This window comes from Acidovorax sp. GW821-FHT09A11 (genome assembly GCF_059418365.1).
Genome location: NZ_JBWKPS010000005.1, coordinates 395,482 through 413,704 on the forward strand (window position 1 = coordinate 395,482; position 18,223 = coordinate 413,704).

Below are 18,223 nucleotides of genomic sequence, written 5' to 3' on the forward strand. Positions count from 1 at the left end.
GAAAGCCGCCATGCGACTGCCCTTTTCCCCTGCCTGCACGCGGCCGCTGGCCGCTGCGTGCGCCGCCCTGGCGCTCACCCTGGTGCCGGTCTGCGGCCATGCCCAGAACGTGATGAACCTGCTCAACTCGCTGGGTGGAGGCACCAGCAGCAGCGGTGGCGGCCTGCTGGGCGCCGTCACCGGCGGCGGCGGCAATGCCGCCCGGGGCGACGACCTCATCAGCCTGCTCACGCGCTCGGTGGAGAGCATCGACGAGCCGAAAGAAATTGAAATCGGCCGCCAGCTCGCCGCCGTGCTGCTGGGCAGCAAACCGCTGCACCCGGACATGGCCCTGCAGCGCTATGTGAACAACCTCGGGCGCTGGATCAGCCTGCAGTCCGAGCGCCCCCATCTTCCCTGGACCTTCGTCGTGCTGGACGATCCCGGGTACAACGCATTCGCCGCGCCGGGGGGTTACGTGTTCGTGACCAAGGGCCTGATCGACCGCTGCGCGGACGAGGCCGAACTGGCGGGCATCCTCGCCCACGAAATCACGCACGTCACCGCCAGGCACCACCTGCACGCCATGCGCAAGACCGCGCAGTCCGGCATGTTCACGCAGCTGGTGGCGTCGCAGATCAAGACCAACGCCGTGGGGAACCTGGTGGCCTCGCAGTTCCTCGCGCTGGGCCGCAACCTGTATGCGCGCGGCCTGGACCAGGCCGACGAGTACGACGCGGACCGCACCGGCGTGGCCCTGGCCACGCGCGCGGGCTTCGATCCGTATGGGCTGGTGGCGGTGCTGCAGCAGCTGCGCACGGCCGCGCCCGACAACCCCATGTTCACGCTGGCCCTGGCCACCCATCCGCCCGCCCAGGCACGGCTGGAGCAGCTGGAGCTGGCCATGGGCAAGAACCTGGATGGCTTCATGGGCGTGGCACCCGTCACGGTGGCGCAGCGCCTCAACCCCCAGCCTTCGGCGGCCTCCGGCCCCGCCGCCGCGGTGCCAGGCGCGGTGAATCCGGCGGCGGCGCCCGCCCGCAAGCCCGCGCCGCCCGCGCGGAAAAAGACCTCGTAGCGGAGCGGTGCCCGGGGCCCCCAACAGGTGTGCCCGCGCGGCGGGACAACAAGAAAAAAGGGCAGCGCGCGCTGCCCTTTTTCATGCCCGACAGCGCCCCTCCCCCGGCCGTATCGCGTGGCATTCGGAGCACCACGGCAAGGACCTTCATCAGGCCTGCTGGCGGCGCGCGAGCTGCGTGAACACGAAAATGCCGGCGATGACCAGCGCCGTGCCCGCGGCCACCCACACCGTGAAGGGTTCGCCCAGGATCCAGACGCCCATGAGGATGGTGGACAGCGGCCCCACCATGCCGGTCTGCGCGGTCATGCCGGCGCCCACGCGCTCGATCGCCATCATCACCATGAGCACGGGAGCGGCCGTGCACAGCGTGGCGTTGAGCACCGACAGCCAGATCACCTCGGGCGCCACCACGGCCGCGCTGAAGGGCCGCAGCACCACGAACTGCAGCAGGCAGCACAGGCACGCCACCGTGGTGGCCAGCCCCACCAGCCGCAACGACCCCAGGCGCCGCACCAGCTCGCCGCTGTAGACCAGGTAGATGGCATAGCTCACCGCGCTCAGGAACACCAGCAGGGTGCCCCAGGCCGCATCGGCGCCCTGCAGGTTGGCCTCGTGGCCGAACACCAGCACCACGCCGCAGTAGCTGATCAGCATGCCCACGGCCTGGCCCCAGTGGATGCCGCGCCGGTACAGCACCCAGCCGAGCATCACCACCAGCGTGGGGTTCAGGTACAGGATGAGGCGCTCCAGGCTGGCGCTGATGTAGGCCAGCCCCGCGAAGTCCAGAAAGCTCGCCAGGTAGTAGCCCGTGAGCCCCAGGCCCAGCACGCCCAGCCAGTCCTTGCGCGACAGGGGCGGCTTGCCCCGGCTGGCCCACCAGGCCATCACGGCGAAGATGGGCAGCGCAAACAGCATGCGGTACATGATGAGCGTGACCGCGTCCACTCCGTAGCGGTACGCGAGCTTGACGATGATGGCCTTGCCGCTGAAGGCGATGGAACCCAGCAGGGCGAGCAACAGGCCGGTTGCTACATTTTTTCTAGCTGCTAGCGCTTGTACTGATTGGGCTGGAGGCACTTTTTTCTCAAATCTCATCAATAGCCGGCCACCTGGCCATCGCGGCGCGGATCGCTGGCGGCCAGGTAGCCCTGCACCTTGGGGTCGCCCATGCGCCAGATGAACTGGCCGGCACCGAAGTCCTGGTAGGAGTCCTGCAGCACCTCCATCTGGTGCCCCAGGCCGAGCAACCCCTGCACCGTGGCGGCGGGCATGGCGGCCTCGACGTTGATCGACAGCCCTTCGTTGAAGCGCCAGCGCGGCGCATCACAGGCCGCCTGCGGGTTCTGGCCATAGTCCAGCATGCGCACCAGGGTCTGCAGGTGGCCCTGGGGCTGCATGTTGGCCCCCATCACGCCGTAGCTCATCACGGGCTGGCCGTTCTGTGTCAGGAAGGCGGGGATGATGGTATGAAACGGCCGCTTGCCCGGCGCCACCAGATTGGCGGAATTGGGGCCATCGGGGTCGGTGCTGAACGCCTGGCCCCGGTTCTGCAGACTGATGCCGAACGTGGGCTCCACGCAACCCGAGCCAAAGCCCATGTAGTTGCTCTGGATGAAGCTCACCATCATGCCGTTCTCGTCGGCCGCGGTCAGGTAGATCGTGCCGCCCTTGGCCGGATTGCCCGCCCCGAAATCCTGCGCCTGCTTCATGTCGATCAGTTTGGCACGGGATGCCAGGTACGCGTCATCGAGCATTTGGGCGGGTGTCACCTCCATGGACGATGGCTCGGCCACGTAGCGGTACACATCGGCGAACGCGAGTTTCATCGCCTCGATCTGCAGGTGCTGGGACGCAGTGCCATCCACGGGCAGGCCCGCCAGATCGAACTGGTCGAGGATGCCCAGCGCGATGAGGGCGGCGATGCCCTGCCCGTTGGGCGGAATCTCGTGCAGCGTGTGGCCCCGGTAGTTGCGGGCCATGGGGGTGACCCATTCGGGCCGGTGCGCCGCCAGATCCGCCAGCGCCAGGCTGCCGCCCTGGGCCTGCGAGAAGGCCACCAGCGCCTGGGCGATTTCGCCCGTGTAGAACGCCTGCCCCCGCGTGGCGCCGATGGCGCGCAAGGCACGCGCAGCCGCCGCGAACTGGAACAGCTCACCCACCCGCGGCGCGCGCCCCCAGGGCATGAAGCTCCGCGCAAACCCTGGCTGCGACTGCAGCTCGGGCACGGCGGCGGCCCATTTCTGCTGCACCACCACCGGCACCAGGTAGCCACGCTCGGCGATCTCGGCGGCGGGCTCCATCAGGTCGGCAAAAGGCAGCTTGCCAAAGCGCTCGGACAGGGCCACCCAGGCGCTGACGGCGCCCGGCACGGTGACGGCATCCATGCCGCGCCGGGGCGGCGTCGCCTGCCCCCTGCCGTAGCGGCTGTGAAAGTACCCGGGCGTCCAGGCGGCGGGCGCGCGGCCCGAGGCGTTGAGCCCCTGCAAGGCCTGCCCGTCCCAGAGGATGCAGAACGCATCGCTGCCCAGGCCATTGCTCACGGGCTCGCAGATCGTCATGGCAGCGGCCGCCGCCACGGCCGCATCGACGGCATTGCCGCCCTGCTGCAGCATGCGCAAGCCCGCCTGGGCAGCCAGCGGGTGGGACGTGGAAACGACATTGCGCGCAAACACCGGCAGGCGGGTGCTGGCATAGGAAGAGGTGTAGCTGAACGGCATCGGGCCATTATCTGCCGCTGCCGGCGGCTGCGCCCCGCCCCCTGCGCGGCTTCAATGGCGCTTGCGGAACACCTTGTGGTGCAGCCTTCGCAGAGACCACCAGACGCCCACGGCCACCACCGGAATCGCAATGGCGGCCGTCGTCTCGGGGGAAAGCGGCCAGCCCAGCTTCTGCGCTCCCTTGGCCAGGTAGCTCACCAGGCCAACGATGTAGTACGTGATCGCCGCCACCGAGAGGCCTTCCACCGTGGACTGCATCTGGAGCTGCAGGTCCTGGCGGTGGTTCATGGTGGTCAGCAGCGCCTGGCTGCTTTGCTGCTGCTCGATCTCCACCCGGGTGCGCAGCAGGTTGCTCATGCGCGAGACGCGCTGCGACAGCGCATCCTGCCGGCGGGTCGCCCACTCGCAGGTGCTGCGCGCGGGCGTGAGGCGCCGGTCCATGAACTCGCGGATGGTCTGCATGCCCGCCAGGCGCGATTCGGCGATGTCCTCGATGCGGCGGTCCAGCAGCTCGAAGTAGGCGCTGCTGGCCGAGAAACGCGAGTGCGTGGCGGCGTACTGGCTTTCCACCTGCCCGGCCAGCCGGGTCAGGCGGTCCAGCAGCACGGGCTCGGCATCGCGGTTGGCGGTGCGGATGGCGTCGGCCAGCTCGGCCAGCTCACGCTCGGCGAACGCCAGCACGCTGGCCGCCTCGCGCGCCGCGGGCAGGCCCAGCAGGGCCGCCATGCGGTAGGTCTCGATTTCGAGCAGGCGCTGCACCAGCCGCCCCAGGCGGCGCTGCGTCATGCCCCCCGCAAGCAGCACCATGCGCGAGAAACCGTCGGCATGGATGGCGAAGTCGGTGTAGACCTCGCCATGCCCGTCGGCCACGGTGGAGGCCACCAGCGTGTCCTCGTGCAGCACGTGCTTGACCAGCGAGCCCGAGCCAAAGGTGTGCGTGGGCAGCACCCAGAGATTCAGGCTGCACAGGCATTGCCCGGGCAGGGCCGCCAGCCACTCGCGGGGCACGGCATCCACCGCGCTGGCGGGCTCCCGCTCGCCGAAGGCATCCGCCGTCGCGGGCACCATGAAAGTCCAGGAGACGAACTCGGTGTGCAGCTCCCACCGCATGCGGTAGGCGCCCAGGTCCATGCGCAGGTGGGTGGTGTGCGCATCGGGCAGGGCCATGTGGTGGTCGCGCAGGAGGGCGGCGGCATGGGCCCGGCTCGCTTCGCGCCCGGCCGCATCGGCCAGCATCACGATGTGCGCGATGGCCAGGGGGGCCGTCATGGCCTCGGGCGGGCGGGCGTGGATTTCGTTGTGCAGCATCGCCCGGTGGGGATGCTGCGGCAGATGGAATGGAGTGGACATGCGGACCTCTGCCCGCGATTGTCCACTGGCGCCGAGGGTGCGCAGGCCCCCGGGCTCTCCAAAAAACAACGGCACCCGAAGGTGCCGCTGTTCTGGAGTCGGATGGGAAAAGAGGTGCGATCAGTCTTCCACGAACGCTTCCTCGCGCTTGTTCTTCACCGAAGGCAGCAGCACGATGACGAGCAGCAGCGCAGCGGCAGCGAGCAGGCCGGCCGACAGCGGACGCGTGACGAACACGCTCCAGTCGCCACGCGACAGCAGCAGCGCACGGCGCAGGTTCTCTTCCATCATCGGGCCCAGGATGAACCCGAGCAGCAAGGGTGCCGGTTCCGTGCCCAGCTTGTGGAAGATGTAGCCCACCAGGCCGAAGATACCCACCATCCAGATGTCGAAGGTGTTGTTGTTGGTGGAGTACACGCCCACCGCGCAGAACAGCACGATGGAAGGGAACAGCCAGCGGTACGGCACGGTCAGCAGCTTGATCCAGATGCCGATCAGGGGCAGGTTCAGGATCACCAGCATCGCGTTGCCGATCCACATCGAAGCGATCAGGCCCCAGAACAGTTCGGGGTTGCTGGTCATCACCTGGGGACCAGGCTGGATGTTGTGGATGGTCATCGCGCCCACCATCAGCGCCATCACGGCGTTGGGAGGGATACCGAGCGTCAGCAGCGGGATGAAGGAGGTCTGCGAACCGGCGTTGTTGGCCGACTCGGGAGCCGCCACGCCACGGATGTTGCCTTGGCCGAAGGGGACTTCACCGGGCTTGAGCTTGGTCTTCTTCTCGACCGTGTAGGCCGCAAACGCCGCCAGCAGCGCACCGCCACCGGGCAGGATGCCCAGCGCCGCGCCCAGTGCCGTGCCGCGCAGCACGGCAGGAATCATGCGCTTGAAGTCTTCCTTGGTGGGGAACAGGCCTTCCACCTTGGCAGTGAACACTTCGCGCTCGTCATCGGGGCGCGAGAGGTTGGCAATGATTTCACCGTAGCCGAACACGCCCATGGCGATGGTCACGAAGCCGATGCCGTCGGTCAGTTCAGGGATGTCGAAGCTGAAGCGGGCCACGCCCGAGTTCACGTCGGTACCCACCAAGCCCATCAGCAGGCCCAGCACGATCATGGCCACGGCCTTGAGCAGCGAACCCGAAGCCAGCACCACGGCACCGATCAGGCCCAGCACCATCAGCGAGAAGTATTCGGCGGGGCCGAACTTGAAGGCCACTTCGGTCAGCGGGGGCGCGAAGGCCGCCAGGATCAGCGTGCCCACGCAGCCGGCGAAGAACGAGCCCAGCCCGGCCGCCGCGAGCGCCGGGCCCGCCCGGCCCTTGCGCGCCATCTGGTAGCCGTCGATCACGGTCACCACCGAGGACGATTCACCCGGCAGGTTCACCAGGATGGCGGTGGTGGAGCCGCCGTACTGGGCGCCGTAGTAGATGCCGGCCAGCATGATCAGCGCCGCCACCGGGGGCAGCGCATAGGTGGCGGGCAGCAGCATGGCGATGGTGGCCACGGGGCCGATGCCGGGCAGCACGCCGATCAGCGTGCCCAGCAGGCAGCCGATGAAACAGTAGATCAGGTTCTGGAACGTGAAAGCCACGCCAAAACCCATCGAGAGATTGTCAAATAATTCCATGGTCGGTGCTCCTGCTCAACCCGTGATGAAACTCGGCCACACAGGGAACTGCAGCTTGAGCGCCCAGACGAATGCCACGTAACTGCCGACAGCCAAGACCGTGGCCAGCACGAACACGGACTTCGCATGGAACTCCTGGCCAGCCAGGCTCGAAATGAAGGTCAGCGCATAGATGCCCACGATGAGGCCCATGGCCGGAATGCCCAGGCTCGGCAGGCCGCCCAGCAGGATGCCGAACGCGAAGTTGGCGGCCAGGATGAAGAACAGCGGCTTCCAGGCCCACTTTCCGATCTTGTCGCCATCCTGGGTTTCCACCGTGGTGGCCTTGAAGGTGATCGCGCTGCCGATGATGGCCAGCAGAATCCCCAGCAGCAGCGGGAAGTAGCCCGGGCCCATGCGGGCACCGTTGCCGACGTTGTACGTGGTTGCACCCCACGCGAACGCCACACCGACACCCATGAACATGAGGCCGGCAAAGAAGTCTTTTTGACTTTTGATTTTCACGAATTGTCTCCTTGGCGGAAATCTCGACTGCGCGATTGTGGGGGCAACCAGGGCGCGCGCGGATGTGGATTCCACCTACATCCGGTAACGACTGGCCGCCCAGGCCCCGCCCGCGCGGCGGACTTCACTCCAGGGGTGGCGTCGCGGTGATCACCTCGTCCAGCGTGGTCAGGCCTTCGGCCACCCGCAAGGCGCCCGCCAGGCGCAACGGCCGCATGCCGTCCTGCACGGCCTGGCGGCGCAGCATGTCGATGGAGGGTGCCTGGTTGATCTTTTCCTTGAGCGCCTCGCTCACCGTGAGCAGCTCATACAGGCCCATGCGGCCGCGAAAGCCGCTCATGCGGCAGTCCACGCAGCCCACGGGCTTGTACGGCTGGTAGCCGCCGCTGAGCTTCCAGGGCTTGACCACCGCCATCAGGGTCTCGCGGTCCGCCGCATCGTCCTTCTGCTTGCACTGCCTGCACAGGGTGCGCACCAGGCGCTGCGCCAGCACCCCGAGCAGGGTGGCGTTCAGGAGGTAGGGCGGCACGCCCAGCTCCATCATCCGGGTGATGGCGGACGGGGCATCGTTGGTGTGCAGGGTCGAGAACACCAGGTGGCCCGTGAGCGCCGCCTGGATGGCCATCTCGGCCGTCTCCAGGTCGCGGATTTCACCCACCATGATGATGTCCGGGTCCTGGCGCATCAGGGCGCGCAGGCCTTCGGCGAAGTTGAAGTCGAGCTGCGGCTGCACCTGCGTCTGGTTGAAGCTGGGCTCGATCATTTCGATGGGGTCTTCCACCGTGCTGACGTTGACCTCCTCGGTCGCCACCCGCTTGAGCGTGGAATACAGCGTGGTGGTCTTGCCCGAGCCGGTGGGCCCGGTCACCAGGATGATGCCGTGCGGGCGCTTGACCAGCCCTTCCCAGCGGGCGGCGTCGTGCTGGGCAAAACCCAGGGCATCGAGGTCCTTGACGGCGTTGTCCGGGTCGAAGATCCGCATGACCATCTTCTCGCCGAACGCCGTGGGCAGGGTGGACAGCCGCATTTCCACCTCGTCGCCGCGCTGGTTGCGCGTCTTGATGCGGCCGTCCTGCGGGCGGCGCTTTTCCACCACGTCGATGCGCCCGAGCAGCTTGATGCGCGAGACCATGGCGTTGTGCACCCCCATGGGCATCTGGTAGACGGGGTGCAGCACGCCGTCGATGCGAAACCGGATCACCCCCTGGTCGCGCCGCGGCTCCAGGTGGATGTCGCTGGCGCGCTGGTCGAACGCGTACTGCCAGAGCCAGTCCACGACCTTGACCACGCCCTGGTCATTGGCGTCGAGCTGCTTGTTGCTCTTGCCCAGCTCGACCAGCTGCTCGAAGCTGCTGCCCCCGGAATTGCCCCCCGCCTTCTGGGCGGCGCGCACCGACTTGGCCAGCGCGAAGAACTCCGCCGTGAACCGATGGATGTCCAGCGGGCTGGCCACCACGCGGCGCACGGTCCGCCGCGACTGCCGCTCCACCTCCGCGACCCAGTCGTCAATGAAGGGCTCCGAGGTGGCCACCACCACTTCCTTGGGGGTCACCTGCACGGGCAGCACCTTGTGGCGCTCGGCATAGGTGGCGCTCATGGTGTCGGCCACGCGCCCCACGTCCACCTTGAGCGGATCGATGCGCAGGTAGGGCAGTCCTGCCCGCTTGGCCAGGTACTCGGACAGGGTCTCGATGTCCAGCGGCTTGCCGTCGCTGGCGCGCTCCATGGCCACGTTGGCCAGGCGCACCAGCGCATGCTGCGAGCTTTCGGCCTGCGAGCAGCGCGCGACGGTGCGCTGCGCCTCTTCCGGGGAGATCACCTGGTCATCGCTGAGCCACTGCACCACCCGGCGCCAGTCCACCGGCCCCGCATAGGGCCGGACCGCCACGCCATCCGGAGAAACAAGGGATGTTTTCATCGAGAACCTTTCCAGAATGAAGCCATGGGCCGGCGGTGGTCAGGCCACCACCGGCTTGAAGGCCCGCAGCCACTTGGCGGTGGGCAGATCCCAGCGGGCCTGGATGGCCTCGGCCCGCGCGGCCAGTTCGGTGCGCTTGGGGCGGGTGGGCGTGCGCTGCGCGAGCACCACGGTGTTGCCCTCGCGCGTGGGCTTGAACGACCAGAGCGCCTCTTCGCCGAAAGCGGCCGCCATGCTCTGCAGGCTGCGGCCGTAGCTCGAGGCCCGGCCAAACAGGTTGACGGTCATGCTGCCGGTATCGGTCAGCAGCGCGCGGCAGTCCGCGTAGAAATCCGGGCTGTCGAGCACGGGCGCGGCCGCCTCGTGGTCATACAGGTCCACGGCCAGCGCATCCACCGTGCCCAGCCACATGGGGTTCCTGATCTCCTGCGCGGCATCGGCCAGCACCACGCGCAGCTTGGGCCCGTCGGGCGGCAGCTTGAACCACTGCCGGCACACCGCCAGCACCTGGGGGTTGAGCTCGATGGCCGTGGTGCAGATGCGCAGCTTCTTGTGACAGAACTTGGTGATGGCGCCCGCCCCCAGCCCCAGCTGCATGGCATGCCCCTTGGACACCTGGGAGGGCTCGGCGAACAGCAGCCAGGCCATCATGCGCTGCACGTATTCCAGCTCCAGCTCGAAGGGCTCGGCCACGCGCATGGAGCCCTGGATCCAGGGCGTGCCCAGGTGCAGGTGCCGCACCTCGCCATCGTCGGAGACGCTGACTTCGGGCAGTTCGCGGGGGGTGGTGTTCTTTTTTCGGGTCATTCCAGGCAGTCAAAGCAGTCCGTGGGCGGCCATCAGCTCCGCCCAGGCGGCCAATTTACGTTCAAAGCTCCAGGAGGCGTTGGCCGGGCTGGTGGAGGGCAGGCGCACGGCATCGACCGGCGGCAGGCACATCGGCCCCAGGCTTCGCAGCACCGCCGGGGCATGCCGGTAGCTTTCGGCACCGTTGTGGGCCACGGCCGCCAGCCGGGGGCAGCGCCCGTGCAGGCGCGCAAAGTCGTTGACCTTCGCGTTGCGGATGCTGGTGTCCAGGCTGCCTTCCCGCTCGCAGCTTTCATAGACATCCCACAGCCCCAGCCCCCGCGCCAGCAGCCATTCGCAGCGCTGCGCGTAGGGATCGCCGCTCCCTGCGGGCAGCAGGGGGTGCCCTGGCCAGAGGGCCTGCAGGATCTTCCAGAAATGGTTCTGCGGATGGGCATAGTACTGGCGCGCCCGCAGCGAGGCCGCGCCCGGAAAGCTGCCCAGGATCAGCACCACCGTCCCTTCGCCAGCGATGGGCGGCAGCCCCTGCCACCGGGTGGTGGCGGGCACGGGCATGGAACCAGGTGCATGGACGTCAGGCATGCGTCGATTCTGGACTGAAACCGCGCCAGCCCCTGTGCGCGTTCACAAAAAAAGATAGCTGCAAACCGTGCACCACACAGCCGAAACCTCCAAAATTACTCCTCATTTGGAGCTTCCAGCGGCACCAGCGCCGCGATCCGGGGCAGCGCCGCGCGGGCATTCGCGGTGGTGGCCCGCGCGAGCATCCGCGCGGACTGGCCCCGCAGCTGCGCCAGCGCCTGGGCGATGCGCGGCAGCTCTGCCGGCGCGTTGCGGCCCTGGGGCCGGCCTTCGGCGCGCTGCGCCGCCGTGGTGTACAGCCAGTGGGGCGGGATGTCGGGCGCATCGGTCTCCAGCACCAGTGCATCCCCGGGCAGCTCGGCCGCCAGGCGGCGCAGCTGCAGCGCCCGGTCGTAGGTCATCGCGCCGCCGAAACCCAGCTTGAACCCCAGCCCGATGAAGGCCTGCGCCTGCTGCAGGCTGCCGTTGAAGGCATGGGCGATGCCGCCCTGCACGGGCAGCTCCCGCAAGCCCTTGAGCAGCCTGTCGGCGGAACGCCGCACATGCAGGATCACGGGCAGATCGAACCGGCGCGCCAGCTGGAGCTGCGCGCGGTAGAACCGCTCCTGCCGGACGGGGTCCAGGCCGCCCACGAAATAGTCCAGACCGATCTCGCCGATGGCGGCAAGGCGCGGGTCCGCGTGGTGCTGCTCCAGCTCCTGCGCCAGGAGATCCAGGTCCCCGTCGTCGGCGCGCCCCGTGCACAGGGGGTGGATGCCAAGCGCATAGCTGTCCCCATGCCGGTGCGCCAGCTCCCGCACGGTGCCCCAGTTGCCGCGCTCGACGGCCGGGATCACGCAATGCGCGACGCCGCGTGCACGCGCCTCCTGGCGGACCGCGTCGCGGTCGGGGTCGAACTCCGGGGCATCCAGGTGGCAGTGCGTATCGATCCAGGCGGTCATCCGGCCATGATGCCTGACGAAACCTTGGATGTGCATCCGGCCGCGATACGTGCTAACGTGAAAACCATGCGCTTTTCCCCGGCGCAGTAGAAAAGGTGACTAGGATGCCCCGGCCCGCCCTCTACAGCAGCTCCCGCCCTGCCCGCCGCCCCCCGGCGCAAGCGGCGGCCACGCTCCCCGCACCCACGGCCGATGCCGATGGAGCCGCCCCCCTTGCGCCTCCGTCTCCTGCGCCTGCCGCCACCACGGGCGGCACGATGCTGTCCCGGCGCCACGTGCGCGGCCTGTGGACCATGATCGCGCTGCTTGGCGCCCTGCTCATCGCCAGCCTGTGGCTGCACCAGGGCCCCGCCCCCCGCAGGATCACCCAGGAAGACATCGATGCCGCCGTGCTGCGCACGCTGGAGACCACCACCCCGCCCTCCGCCGCTGCGCGCGCGGCGGAAGCGATTTCGCCCTCGGTGGTGCGTGTCGTGGGCTACGGCCGCGGCAAGAATGGCAAGGAGGAAGTCGAGCGTGGCGTGGGCACCGGCGTGGTCATCGTCGACAAGGGCATCATCCTGACCAACCTGCACGTGGTGGCGGGCTCCGACCGCATCGCCATCACCTTCCATGACGGCCTGGAGACCACGGCCAGCATCACCGGCGCACAGCCCGAAAACGATCTGGCCGTGTTGCAGGCCCACAAGGTGCCCGACGACCTGTTCGCCGCCCCGCTGCGCTCCACCCAGGACCTGCGCCCCGGCGACCATGTGGTGGCCGTGGGGTTTCCCTTCGGCATCGGCCCCTCCGCCTCGGCCGGCGTGGTGTCGGGCCTCAAACGCGAATTCACCTCGCCCGAGGGCAAGCGCCAGCTCAGCAACCTGATCCAGTTCGACGCCGCCGCCAACCCGGGCAACTCCGGCGGGCCGCTGGTCACGCTCGACGGCGAGGTCGTGGGCATCGTCACCGCCATCCTCAACCCCACCCCGGCGCGCACCTTCATCGGCATCGGCTTCGCGGTGCCCATCGAGAACGCGGCCTCGGCCGTGGGCATGCCGCCGTTCTAGCATGCAATACCCCCTGAGTCGCTTCGCGCCTTCCCCCTCTCCTTCGGGAGGGGAACGCACCCTGTGGCGTAGGCCACGTACGGCTCGCAGCATCGTTGAACCCTGACAAGGAAGGAAAGCCATGGAAGCCACAACGAACACCGCCACCCTGATGGAACAGGTGCTCTACGAAGTCAAGCGCGTGGTGGTGGGCCAGGACCGCTTTCTCGAACGCGTGATGGTGGCCATGCTCGCCCAGGGCCACCTGCTGGTCGAAGGCGTGCCGGGACTGGCCAAGACGCTCACCGTGAAGACGCTGGCCAGCACCATCCAGGGCAGCTTCAAGCGCATCCAGTTCACGCCCGACCTGGTGCCCGCCGACCTGGTGGGCACGCGCATGTACAACCAGAAGACCGGCGAATTCAGCACCGCGCTGGGCCCCGTGTTCACCCACCTGCTGCTGGCCGACGAGATCAACCGCGCGCCCGCCAAGGTGCAGAGCGCGCTGCTGGAGGTGATGCAGGAACGCCAGGTCACGATCGCGGGCGAGACCCACAAGGTGCCCGAGCCCTTCCTGGTGATGGCCACGCAGAACCCCATCGAGACCGAGGGCACCTACGCACTGCCCGAGGCCCAGGTGGACCGCTTCATGATGAAGGTGCTGCTGGGCTACCCCACCGAGGAAGAAGAGTTCGTGATCGCCCAGCGCGCGCTGGACCTGCCCGTGCAGGTGCTGCCCGTGGCCACCACCGCGCAGCTGGCGGCGCTGCAGGCCGAATGCCGCACTGTGTATGTAGACCCGTCGATGCTGCAATATGCCGTGAAGCTGGTGGCCGCCACCCGCGAGCCCGCGCGGCATGGCCTCAAGGACCTGGCCGACTACATCAGCTGCGGCGCAAGCCCGCGCGCCACCATTGCCCTGGCCGAGGGCGCCCAGGCCCTGGCCATGCTGCGCGGGCGCAACTACGTGCTGCCCGAGGACATGACCGCCCTGGCGGCCGACGTGCTGCGCCACCGCGTCGCCCTGTCGTACGAGGCGCTCTCCGAAGGCCTGGACGCCGACGCGCTCATCCAGCGCATCATGGCCAAGATACCGGCGCCCGCGCGCCCGCTGCACCATGAGCAAAAAGCCGCCTGACCCCCCCGGCGCCACGGTCCACGTCCTGCCCACCCTGCCGGGGCAGGCCGACCGCCTGCTGCGCGAGCTGGAGTGGAAGGTCATCCGCCGGCTCGACGGCCTGCTGCAGGGTGACTACCGCACCCTGATGCGCGGCACCGGGCTGGACCTGGCCGACCTGCGCGAATACCAGCCGCACGACGACGTGCGCCACATCGACTGGAACGTGACCGCGCGGCTGAACACGCCGCACGTGCGCGTGTTCACCGAAGACCGCGAAATGACCGCCTGGTTCCTGCTGGACCTGAGCCCCTCCATCAGCTTCGGCCCCGAAGGCCATGCCAAGCGAGACATCCTCACGGGTTTCGTGGCCGTGCTCTCGCGCCTGCTCACCCGCCACGGCAACCGCGTGGGCGCCATGCTGTACGGCGGCGCCAGCGGCCAGGCCGAACGCGCGGTGGACGCCGTGCTGCCGCCGCGCAGCAGCCGCGCCCATGTGCTGCACCTGGTGCACCGCCTGCTGGCCCCTGAAAAGGCGGCCACGCCCACACGCGCGAAGGGCGGCGGCGCCGCCACCGAACTGCACCGGCTGCTGCAGGCGGGGCTTGCCAACCTGCGCCGCCGCGCCACCGTGTTCGTGGTGTCGGACTTCATCAGCGCGCCCGGCTGGGAGAAACCCCTGGCCCAGCTGGCGCAGCGGCACGACGTGGTGGCCGTGCGCCTGCTGGACCCGCTGGAGCTCGCGCTGCCGGACGTCGGCCTCATCACGCTGCGCGACGCCGAAAGCGGCGAGCAGCTGCAGGTGGACACGCACGACGCGGCCTTTCGCCGCCGCTTCGCCCGCCTGGCCGCCGAGCGCGAGGCCGCGCTGCGCGAGGGCCTGGCCCGCGCCGGCGCCGACACGCTGGAACTGTGCACCGACGACGACCTGGTCGATGCGCTGCTGCGCTTCATGGACCTGCGCCAGCGCCGCGTGCGGGCGCCGCGCGCCCCCTCCGCCCCCGCGCCCTCGGAAGCGGCCCTGCCCACCGCCGCCTGAACCACCACGCCACCAAGGACCGCACCATGGTTTTTCTCTGGCCCACCCTGCTCTGGCTGCTGCTGGTCGCGCCCTTGCTGGTGCTGCTGTACTGGTGGCTGCTGCACCGGCGCAAGAAGACGGCGCTCAGCTACTCCAGCCTGTCGCTGGTGCGCGAGGCCATGGGCCCCGGCCAGCGCCTGCGGCGCCACATCCCGCCCGCCCTCTTCCTGCTGGCGCTGATCGCCCTGCTGCTGGCGGCCGCGCGCCCGCTGGCCGTGATCACCCTGCCCTCGCAGGACCAGACCATCATGCTGGCCATGGACGTGTCGGGCAGCATGCGCGCCGCCGACGTGGAGCCCGACCGGATCACCGCCGCCCAGAATGCCGCCAAGGCCTTCATCGCCGAGCTGCCGCGCCACGTGCGCGTGGGCATCGTGGCGTTCGCGGGCAGCGCGCAGCTGGCCCAGCTGCCCACGCAAAGCCGTGAAGACCTGGTCAAGGCCATCGACAGCTTCCAGCTGCAGCGCGGCACGGCCACGGGCAACGGCATCATGCTGTCGCTGGCCACCATTTTTCCGGATGCGGGTATCGACATCGCGGCGCTGGGGGGCCGCCAGGCGATGCGTCCCAAGCCCATCGACGAGATCGGCAACAAGCAGGACCCCGCCAAGCCCTTCACCCCGGTGGCGCCGGGCTCCTACACCTCGGCGGCCATCATCATGCTGACCGACGGGCAGCGCACCACGGGCGTGGACCCGCTTGAAGCCGCCAAGTGGGCGGCGGACCGCGGCGTGCGCGTGTACACCGTGGGCGTGGGCACCGTGCAGGGCGAGACGATAGGGTTCGAAGGGTGGTCGATGCGCGTGCGGCTCGACGAAGAAACCCTGAAGGCCGTGGCCACGCGCACGAACGCCGAGTACTTCCACGCGGCCACGGCGGCCGACCTCAAGAAGGTCTACGAAACGCTCAGTTCGCGATTGACGGTGGAGAAGAAGGAAACCGAGATCTCTGCCCTGCTGGCACTGGCGGGCGCCGTGCTGGCCCTGCTGGCAGCAGCACTCTCGGTCTGGTGGTACGGGAGGGTGATGTAGGCCCCCGGCGCCACGCGCGAGCCCGCAGGCAGGCAGCCACGCCCGCGGGCATGCACGGATAGCGGCCCATGGCCGCCGTGCCGGGGATCATGGCTCGAACCTGAGGAGACATTTCATGCGCTTCCTGATCCAGATCGCAGCCGTGGCGCTGCTCGCCATGGCCGCCGGCTCCGCGCTGGCCCACAACTGCCCCAACGAGATGAAGGCCATCGACGCCAAGCTGGCGACCCATCCGGCGCTGACGGCTGACAACGCCGCCAAGGTCAAACAGCTGCGCGCGGAGGGCGAGGCCCAGCACAAGGCCGGCAAACATGACGACTCGATGAAATCCCTGGCGCAAGCCAAGAAGATCCTCGGCATCTAGACCCGCCCCGCCATCCTCGCACCCCGCGCAGGCCGCCGGCCACCGGCTGGCGAGGCGAAGAACGCCGGGCCCGGGCCAGATATCAGGTCAGGTGGCCGAGCACCAGCCTCACCACGCGGCTGCAGCGCACGGCCAGGGATTCGTCGTGCGTGACCATCACGAACGCCGTGCCCTGGTCCCGCGCCAGCTGCATCATCAGTTCAAACACGCCGTCGGCCGTGGTGCGGTCGAGATTGCCCGTGGGCTCGTCGGCCAGCACGCAGGCCGGACGGGTGACCAGCGCCCGGGCGATGGCCACGCGCTGGCGCTCCCCCCCCGACAGCTCGGCCGGACGGTGGTGCAGGCGCTCCTTCAGCCCGACGGCGGCCAGCACCTTCGCGGCCTCGTGCTGGCACTGCTCGTACGGCATGCGGCGGATGCGCAGCGGCATGGCCACATTGTCCAGCGCGCTGAACTCGGGCAGCAGGTGGTGGAACTGATAGATGAAGCCCAGGTGCTGGTTGCGCAGCTGGCCCTGCCGTTCGGCGGAGAGGGACGACATGGCCTCCCCCTTCAGGCGCACGGTGCCCGAGGTGGGCGCATCCAGCCCGCCCAGCAGGTGCAGCAAGGTGCTCTTGCCCGAGCCCGAGGCGCCGACGATGGCCAGCGTCTCGCCCGCGTGGACCCGCAGGTCCACGCCCTGCAGCACGGTCACGTCCAGGCGCCCTTCGGTGAAGCGCTTGGTCAGGCCGTGCGCCTCCAGAACCATCGGGCCATTCAAGCCCGCGTGGGCGGCGGGCGCCGCCTCGAAGGGCCGCGGGGACACGCCGGTGCCGAGCGTGGGGGTCGTATTACTCATAGCGCAGGGCCTCGGCAGGATTCACACGGCTGGCACGCCAGCTGGGGTAGAGCGTGGCCACGAAGGCCAGCACGAGCGAGATGATGCCGATGGGCAGGATGTCGCTGCTCTGCGGCTCGCTGGGCATCTTGCTGATCAGGTAAATGTCCTTGGGCAGGAAACTCGCGTTCAGCGCCCTCTCGATGGCCGGCACGATCACGTCGATGTTGAAGGCGATGGAGAGCCCCAGCAGCAGGCCCACGGCCGTGCCGATCACGCCCACCATGGCGCCCTGCACCACGAAGATGCCCATGATGCTTTTCGGGCTGGCGCCCAGCGTGCGCAGGATGGCGATGTCGGCGCGCTTGTCGGTCACCGTCATCACCAGGGTGGACACCAGATTGAACGCCGCCACCGCCACGATGAGCGTGAGGATGATGAACATCATGCGCTTTTCAAGCTGCACGGCCGCGAACCAGGTGCGGTTCTGCTGCGTCCAGTCGCGGATGAGCAGCTGGCCGCTTAAGGACCCCGCCAGCTGCTGGGCCACGTCGCGCGCCTGGTGCAGGTCCTTGAGCTTCAGGCGCACGCCCGTGGGGCCTTCCAGGCGGAAGATGCGCTGGGCGTCCTCATGGTGCAGCAGCACCAGCGCCGAGTCGTATTCGTAGTGGCCGGAATCAAACGTGCCCGCCACCGTCATCTGCTTGAGGCGTGGCACCACGCCCGCCGGGGTCACCTGGCCCGCGGGGGCGATCAGGGTGACCACATCGCCGGCGCGCACGCCCAAAGCGCGGGCCAGCTCGCCGCCCAGCACCACGCGGAATTCGCCGGGCACCAGCAGATTGAGCGTTTTTTCGTTGGTGGCGGCCAGGTCCGTCACCGCGCCTTCCAGCGCCGGGTCGATGCCGCGCACCAGCGCGCCCTTCATATCCTCGCCGCGCGCCAGCAGCGCCTGCGCCGCCACGAACGGCGCAGCGCCCACCACGTTGGGGTTCTGCCTGGCCTCGGCCAGCGTGCGCGCCGGGTCGGGCAGCGCCGCGCCCTGGGGCGCAAAAATCTCGATGTGCGAGACCACGCTGAGCATGCGGTCGCGCACTTCCTTCTGAAAGCCGTTCATCACCGACAGCACGATGATGAGCGCCGCCACCCCAAGCGCGATGCCCAGCATGGACACGCCCGAGATGAACGAGATGAAGCCATTGCGCCGCGTGGCGCGGCCCGCGCGCGTGTAGCGCCAGCCCAGGGCCAGTTCGTAGGGGATTTGCATGAATAAG

17 protein-coding genes are annotated in these 18,223 nt (G+C 68.8%); 6 read left to right on the plus strand and 11 right to left on the minus strand.

What is annotated here, in order from left to right; all coding sequences use genetic code 11:
• Positions 1-10 precede the first annotated feature (10 nt).
• Positions 11-1,057 (plus strand): M48 family metalloprotease, encoded by a 1,047-nt coding sequence (locus AC07PV_RS16220; protein WP_492245903.1) that lies wholly within the window; start codon positions 11-13, stop codon positions 1,055-1,057.
• A gap of 150 nt (positions 1,058-1,207) precedes the next feature.
• On the opposite strand, the gene AC07PV_RS16225 is transcribed toward AC07PV_RS16220, so the two are convergent.
• The 9 genes from AC07PV_RS16225 to AC07PV_RS16265 all read right to left on the minus strand — a co-directional run bounded on the left by AC07PV_RS16225 (position 1,208) and on the right by AC07PV_RS16265 (position 11,511).
• The gene (locus AC07PV_RS16225; protein WP_218295758.1) at positions 1,208-2,155 is read right to left on the minus strand and encodes a DMT family transporter; all 948 of its coding nucleotides are present in this window, start codon (positions 2,153-2,155) and stop codon (positions 1,208-1,210) included.
• Entirely contained in the window at positions 2,155-3,777 is a 1,623-nt protein-coding gene (locus AC07PV_RS16230; RefSeq protein WP_492245905.1) for a gamma-glutamyltransferase family protein, read from the minus strand. The genes AC07PV_RS16225 and AC07PV_RS16230 overlap by 1 nt, the downstream gene beginning before the upstream one ends.
• A gap of 51 nt (positions 3,778-3,828) precedes the next feature.
• Positions 3,829-5,127: a DUF3422 family protein gene (locus AC07PV_RS16235; protein ID WP_492245906.1), complete on the minus strand. Its 1,299-nt coding sequence runs from the start codon at positions 5,125-5,127 to the stop codon at positions 3,829-3,831.
• Positions 5,128-5,247: 120 nt separating this feature from the next.
• A complete protein-coding gene (locus AC07PV_RS16240) occupies positions 5,248-6,759 on the minus strand; it encodes a tripartite tricarboxylate transporter permease (protein WP_218295761.1) in 1,512 nt (503 codons plus the stop codon).
• 15 nt (positions 6,760-6,774) lie between these two features.
• Complete coding sequence (locus AC07PV_RS16245) at positions 6,775-7,263, minus strand: tripartite tricarboxylate transporter TctB family protein (RefSeq protein ID WP_218295762.1); 489 nt, start codon at positions 7,261-7,263, stop codon at positions 6,775-6,777.
• 124 nt (positions 7,264-7,387) lie between these two features.
• Positions 7,388-9,181, minus strand: coding sequence for a type IV pilus assembly ATPase TfpB (gene tfpB, locus AC07PV_RS16250; protein WP_494630770.1), 1,794 nt, complete (start codon positions 9,179-9,181; stop codon positions 7,388-7,390).
• 39 nt (positions 9,182-9,220) lie between these two features.
• Positions 9,221-9,988 (minus strand): class I SAM-dependent methyltransferase, encoded by a 768-nt coding sequence (locus AC07PV_RS16255; protein ID WP_218339990.1) that lies wholly within the window; start codon positions 9,986-9,988, stop codon positions 9,221-9,223.
• Between the two features lie 9 nt (positions 9,989-9,997).
• A complete protein-coding gene (locus AC07PV_RS16260) occupies positions 9,998-10,570 on the minus strand; it encodes a DNA-deoxyinosine glycosylase (protein ID WP_494630771.1) in 573 nt (190 codons plus the stop codon).
• A gap of 95 nt (positions 10,571-10,665) precedes the next feature.
• Positions 10,666-11,511, minus strand: a complete 846-nt coding sequence (locus tag AC07PV_RS16265) for a TatD family hydrolase (protein WP_492253721.1) — start codon at positions 11,509-11,511, stop codon at positions 10,666-10,668.
• A gap of 104 nt (positions 11,512-11,615) precedes the next feature.
• On the opposite strand from AC07PV_RS16265, the gene AC07PV_RS16270 reads away from it, so the two are divergent.
• From AC07PV_RS16270 to AC07PV_RS16290, 5 genes are all read left to right on the plus strand, one after another.
• Entirely contained in the window at positions 11,616-12,560 is a 945-nt protein-coding gene (locus AC07PV_RS16270) for a S1C family serine protease (protein ID WP_492253722.1), read from the plus strand.
• 121 nt (positions 12,561-12,681) lie between these two features.
• Complete coding sequence (locus tag AC07PV_RS16275) at positions 12,682-13,677, plus strand: AAA family ATPase (protein ID WP_494630773.1); 996 nt, start codon at positions 12,682-12,684, stop codon at positions 13,675-13,677.
• Positions 13,658-14,695, plus strand: coding sequence for a DUF58 domain-containing protein (locus tag AC07PV_RS16280; RefSeq protein ID WP_492253724.1), 1,038 nt, complete (start codon positions 13,658-13,660; stop codon positions 14,693-14,695). The genes AC07PV_RS16275 and AC07PV_RS16280 overlap by 20 nt, the downstream gene beginning before the upstream one ends.
• A 26-nt stretch (positions 14,696-14,721) precedes the next feature.
• Positions 14,722-15,768: a VWA domain-containing protein gene (locus AC07PV_RS16285; protein WP_218295769.1), complete on the plus strand. Its 1,047-nt coding sequence runs from the start codon at positions 14,722-14,724 to the stop codon at positions 15,766-15,768.
• Positions 15,769-15,883: 115 nt separating this feature from the next.
• A complete protein-coding gene (locus AC07PV_RS16290) occupies positions 15,884-16,132 on the plus strand; it encodes a PA2433 domain-containing protein (RefSeq protein ID WP_218295770.1) in 249 nt (82 codons plus the stop codon).
• A gap of 82 nt (positions 16,133-16,214) precedes the next feature.
• Here AC07PV_RS16290 and lolD read toward each other — a convergent pair whose 3' ends face one another.
• Both lolD and AC07PV_RS16300 read right to left on the minus strand, forming a co-directional pair.
• A complete protein-coding gene (gene lolD, locus AC07PV_RS16295; protein WP_494595600.1) occupies positions 16,215-16,880 on the minus strand; it encodes a lipoprotein-releasing ABC transporter ATP-binding protein LolD in 666 nt (221 codons plus the stop codon).
• 82 nt (positions 16,881-16,962) lie between these two features.
• Positions 16,963-18,216, minus strand: coding sequence for a lipoprotein-releasing ABC transporter permease subunit (locus tag AC07PV_RS16300; RefSeq protein ID WP_492808893.1), 1,254 nt, complete (start codon positions 18,214-18,216; stop codon positions 16,963-16,965).
• Positions 18,217-18,223 lie beyond the last annotated feature (7 nt).

Bases quoted from the DNA above. Each gene is read 5' to 3' on its own strand.
- AC07PV_RS16220 (WP_492245903.1), top strand. From the start codon at position 11: ATGCGACTGCCCTTTTCCCCTGCCTGCACGCGGCCGCTGGCCGCTGCG.
- AC07PV_RS16225 (WP_218295758.1), bottom strand. From the start codon at position 2,155: ATGAGATTTGAGAAAAAAGTGCCTCCAGCCCAATCAGTACAAGCGCTA.
- AC07PV_RS16230 (WP_492245905.1), bottom strand. From the start codon at position 3,777: ATGCCGTTCAGCTACACCTCTTCCTATGCCAGCACCCGCCTGCCGGTG.
- AC07PV_RS16235 (WP_492245906.1), bottom strand. From the start codon at position 5,127: ATGTCCACTCCATTCCATCTGCCGCAGCATCCCCACCGGGCGATGCTG.
- AC07PV_RS16240 (WP_218295761.1), bottom strand. From the start codon at position 6,759: ATGGAATTATTTGACAATCTCTCGATGGGTTTTGGCGTGGCTTTCACG.
- tfpB (WP_494630770.1), bottom strand. From the start codon at position 9,181: ATGAAAACATCCCTTGTTTCTCCGGATGGCGTGGCGGTCCGGCCCTAT.
- AC07PV_RS16255 (WP_218339990.1), bottom strand. From the start codon at position 9,988: ATGACCCGAAAAAAGAACACCACCCCCCGCGAACTGCCCGAAGTCAGC.
- AC07PV_RS16260 (WP_494630771.1), bottom strand. From the start codon at position 10,570: ATGCCTGACGTCCATGCACCTGGTTCCATGCCCGTGCCCGCCACCACC.
- AC07PV_RS16265 (WP_492253721.1), bottom strand. From the start codon at position 11,511: ATGACCGCCTGGATCGATACGCACTGCCACCTGGATGCCCCGGAGTTC.
- AC07PV_RS16270 (WP_492253722.1), top strand. From the start codon at position 11,616: ATGCCCCGGCCCGCCCTCTACAGCAGCTCCCGCCCTGCCCGCCGCCCC.
- AC07PV_RS16275 (WP_494630773.1), top strand. From the start codon at position 12,682: ATGGAAGCCACAACGAACACCGCCACCCTGATGGAACAGGTGCTCTAC.
- AC07PV_RS16280 (WP_492253724.1), top strand. From the start codon at position 13,658: ATGAGCAAAAAGCCGCCTGACCCCCCCGGCGCCACGGTCCACGTCCTG.
- AC07PV_RS16285 (WP_218295769.1), top strand. From the start codon at position 14,722: ATGGTTTTTCTCTGGCCCACCCTGCTCTGGCTGCTGCTGGTCGCGCCC.
- AC07PV_RS16290 (WP_218295770.1), top strand. From the start codon at position 15,884: ATGCGCTTCCTGATCCAGATCGCAGCCGTGGCGCTGCTCGCCATGGCC.
- lolD (WP_494595600.1), bottom strand. From the start codon at position 16,880: ATGGTTCTGGAGGCGCACGGCCTGACCAAGCGCTTCACCGAAGGGCGC.
- AC07PV_RS16300 (WP_492808893.1), bottom strand. From the start codon at position 18,216: ATGCAAATCCCCTACGAACTGGCCCTGGGCTGGCGCTACACGCGCGCG.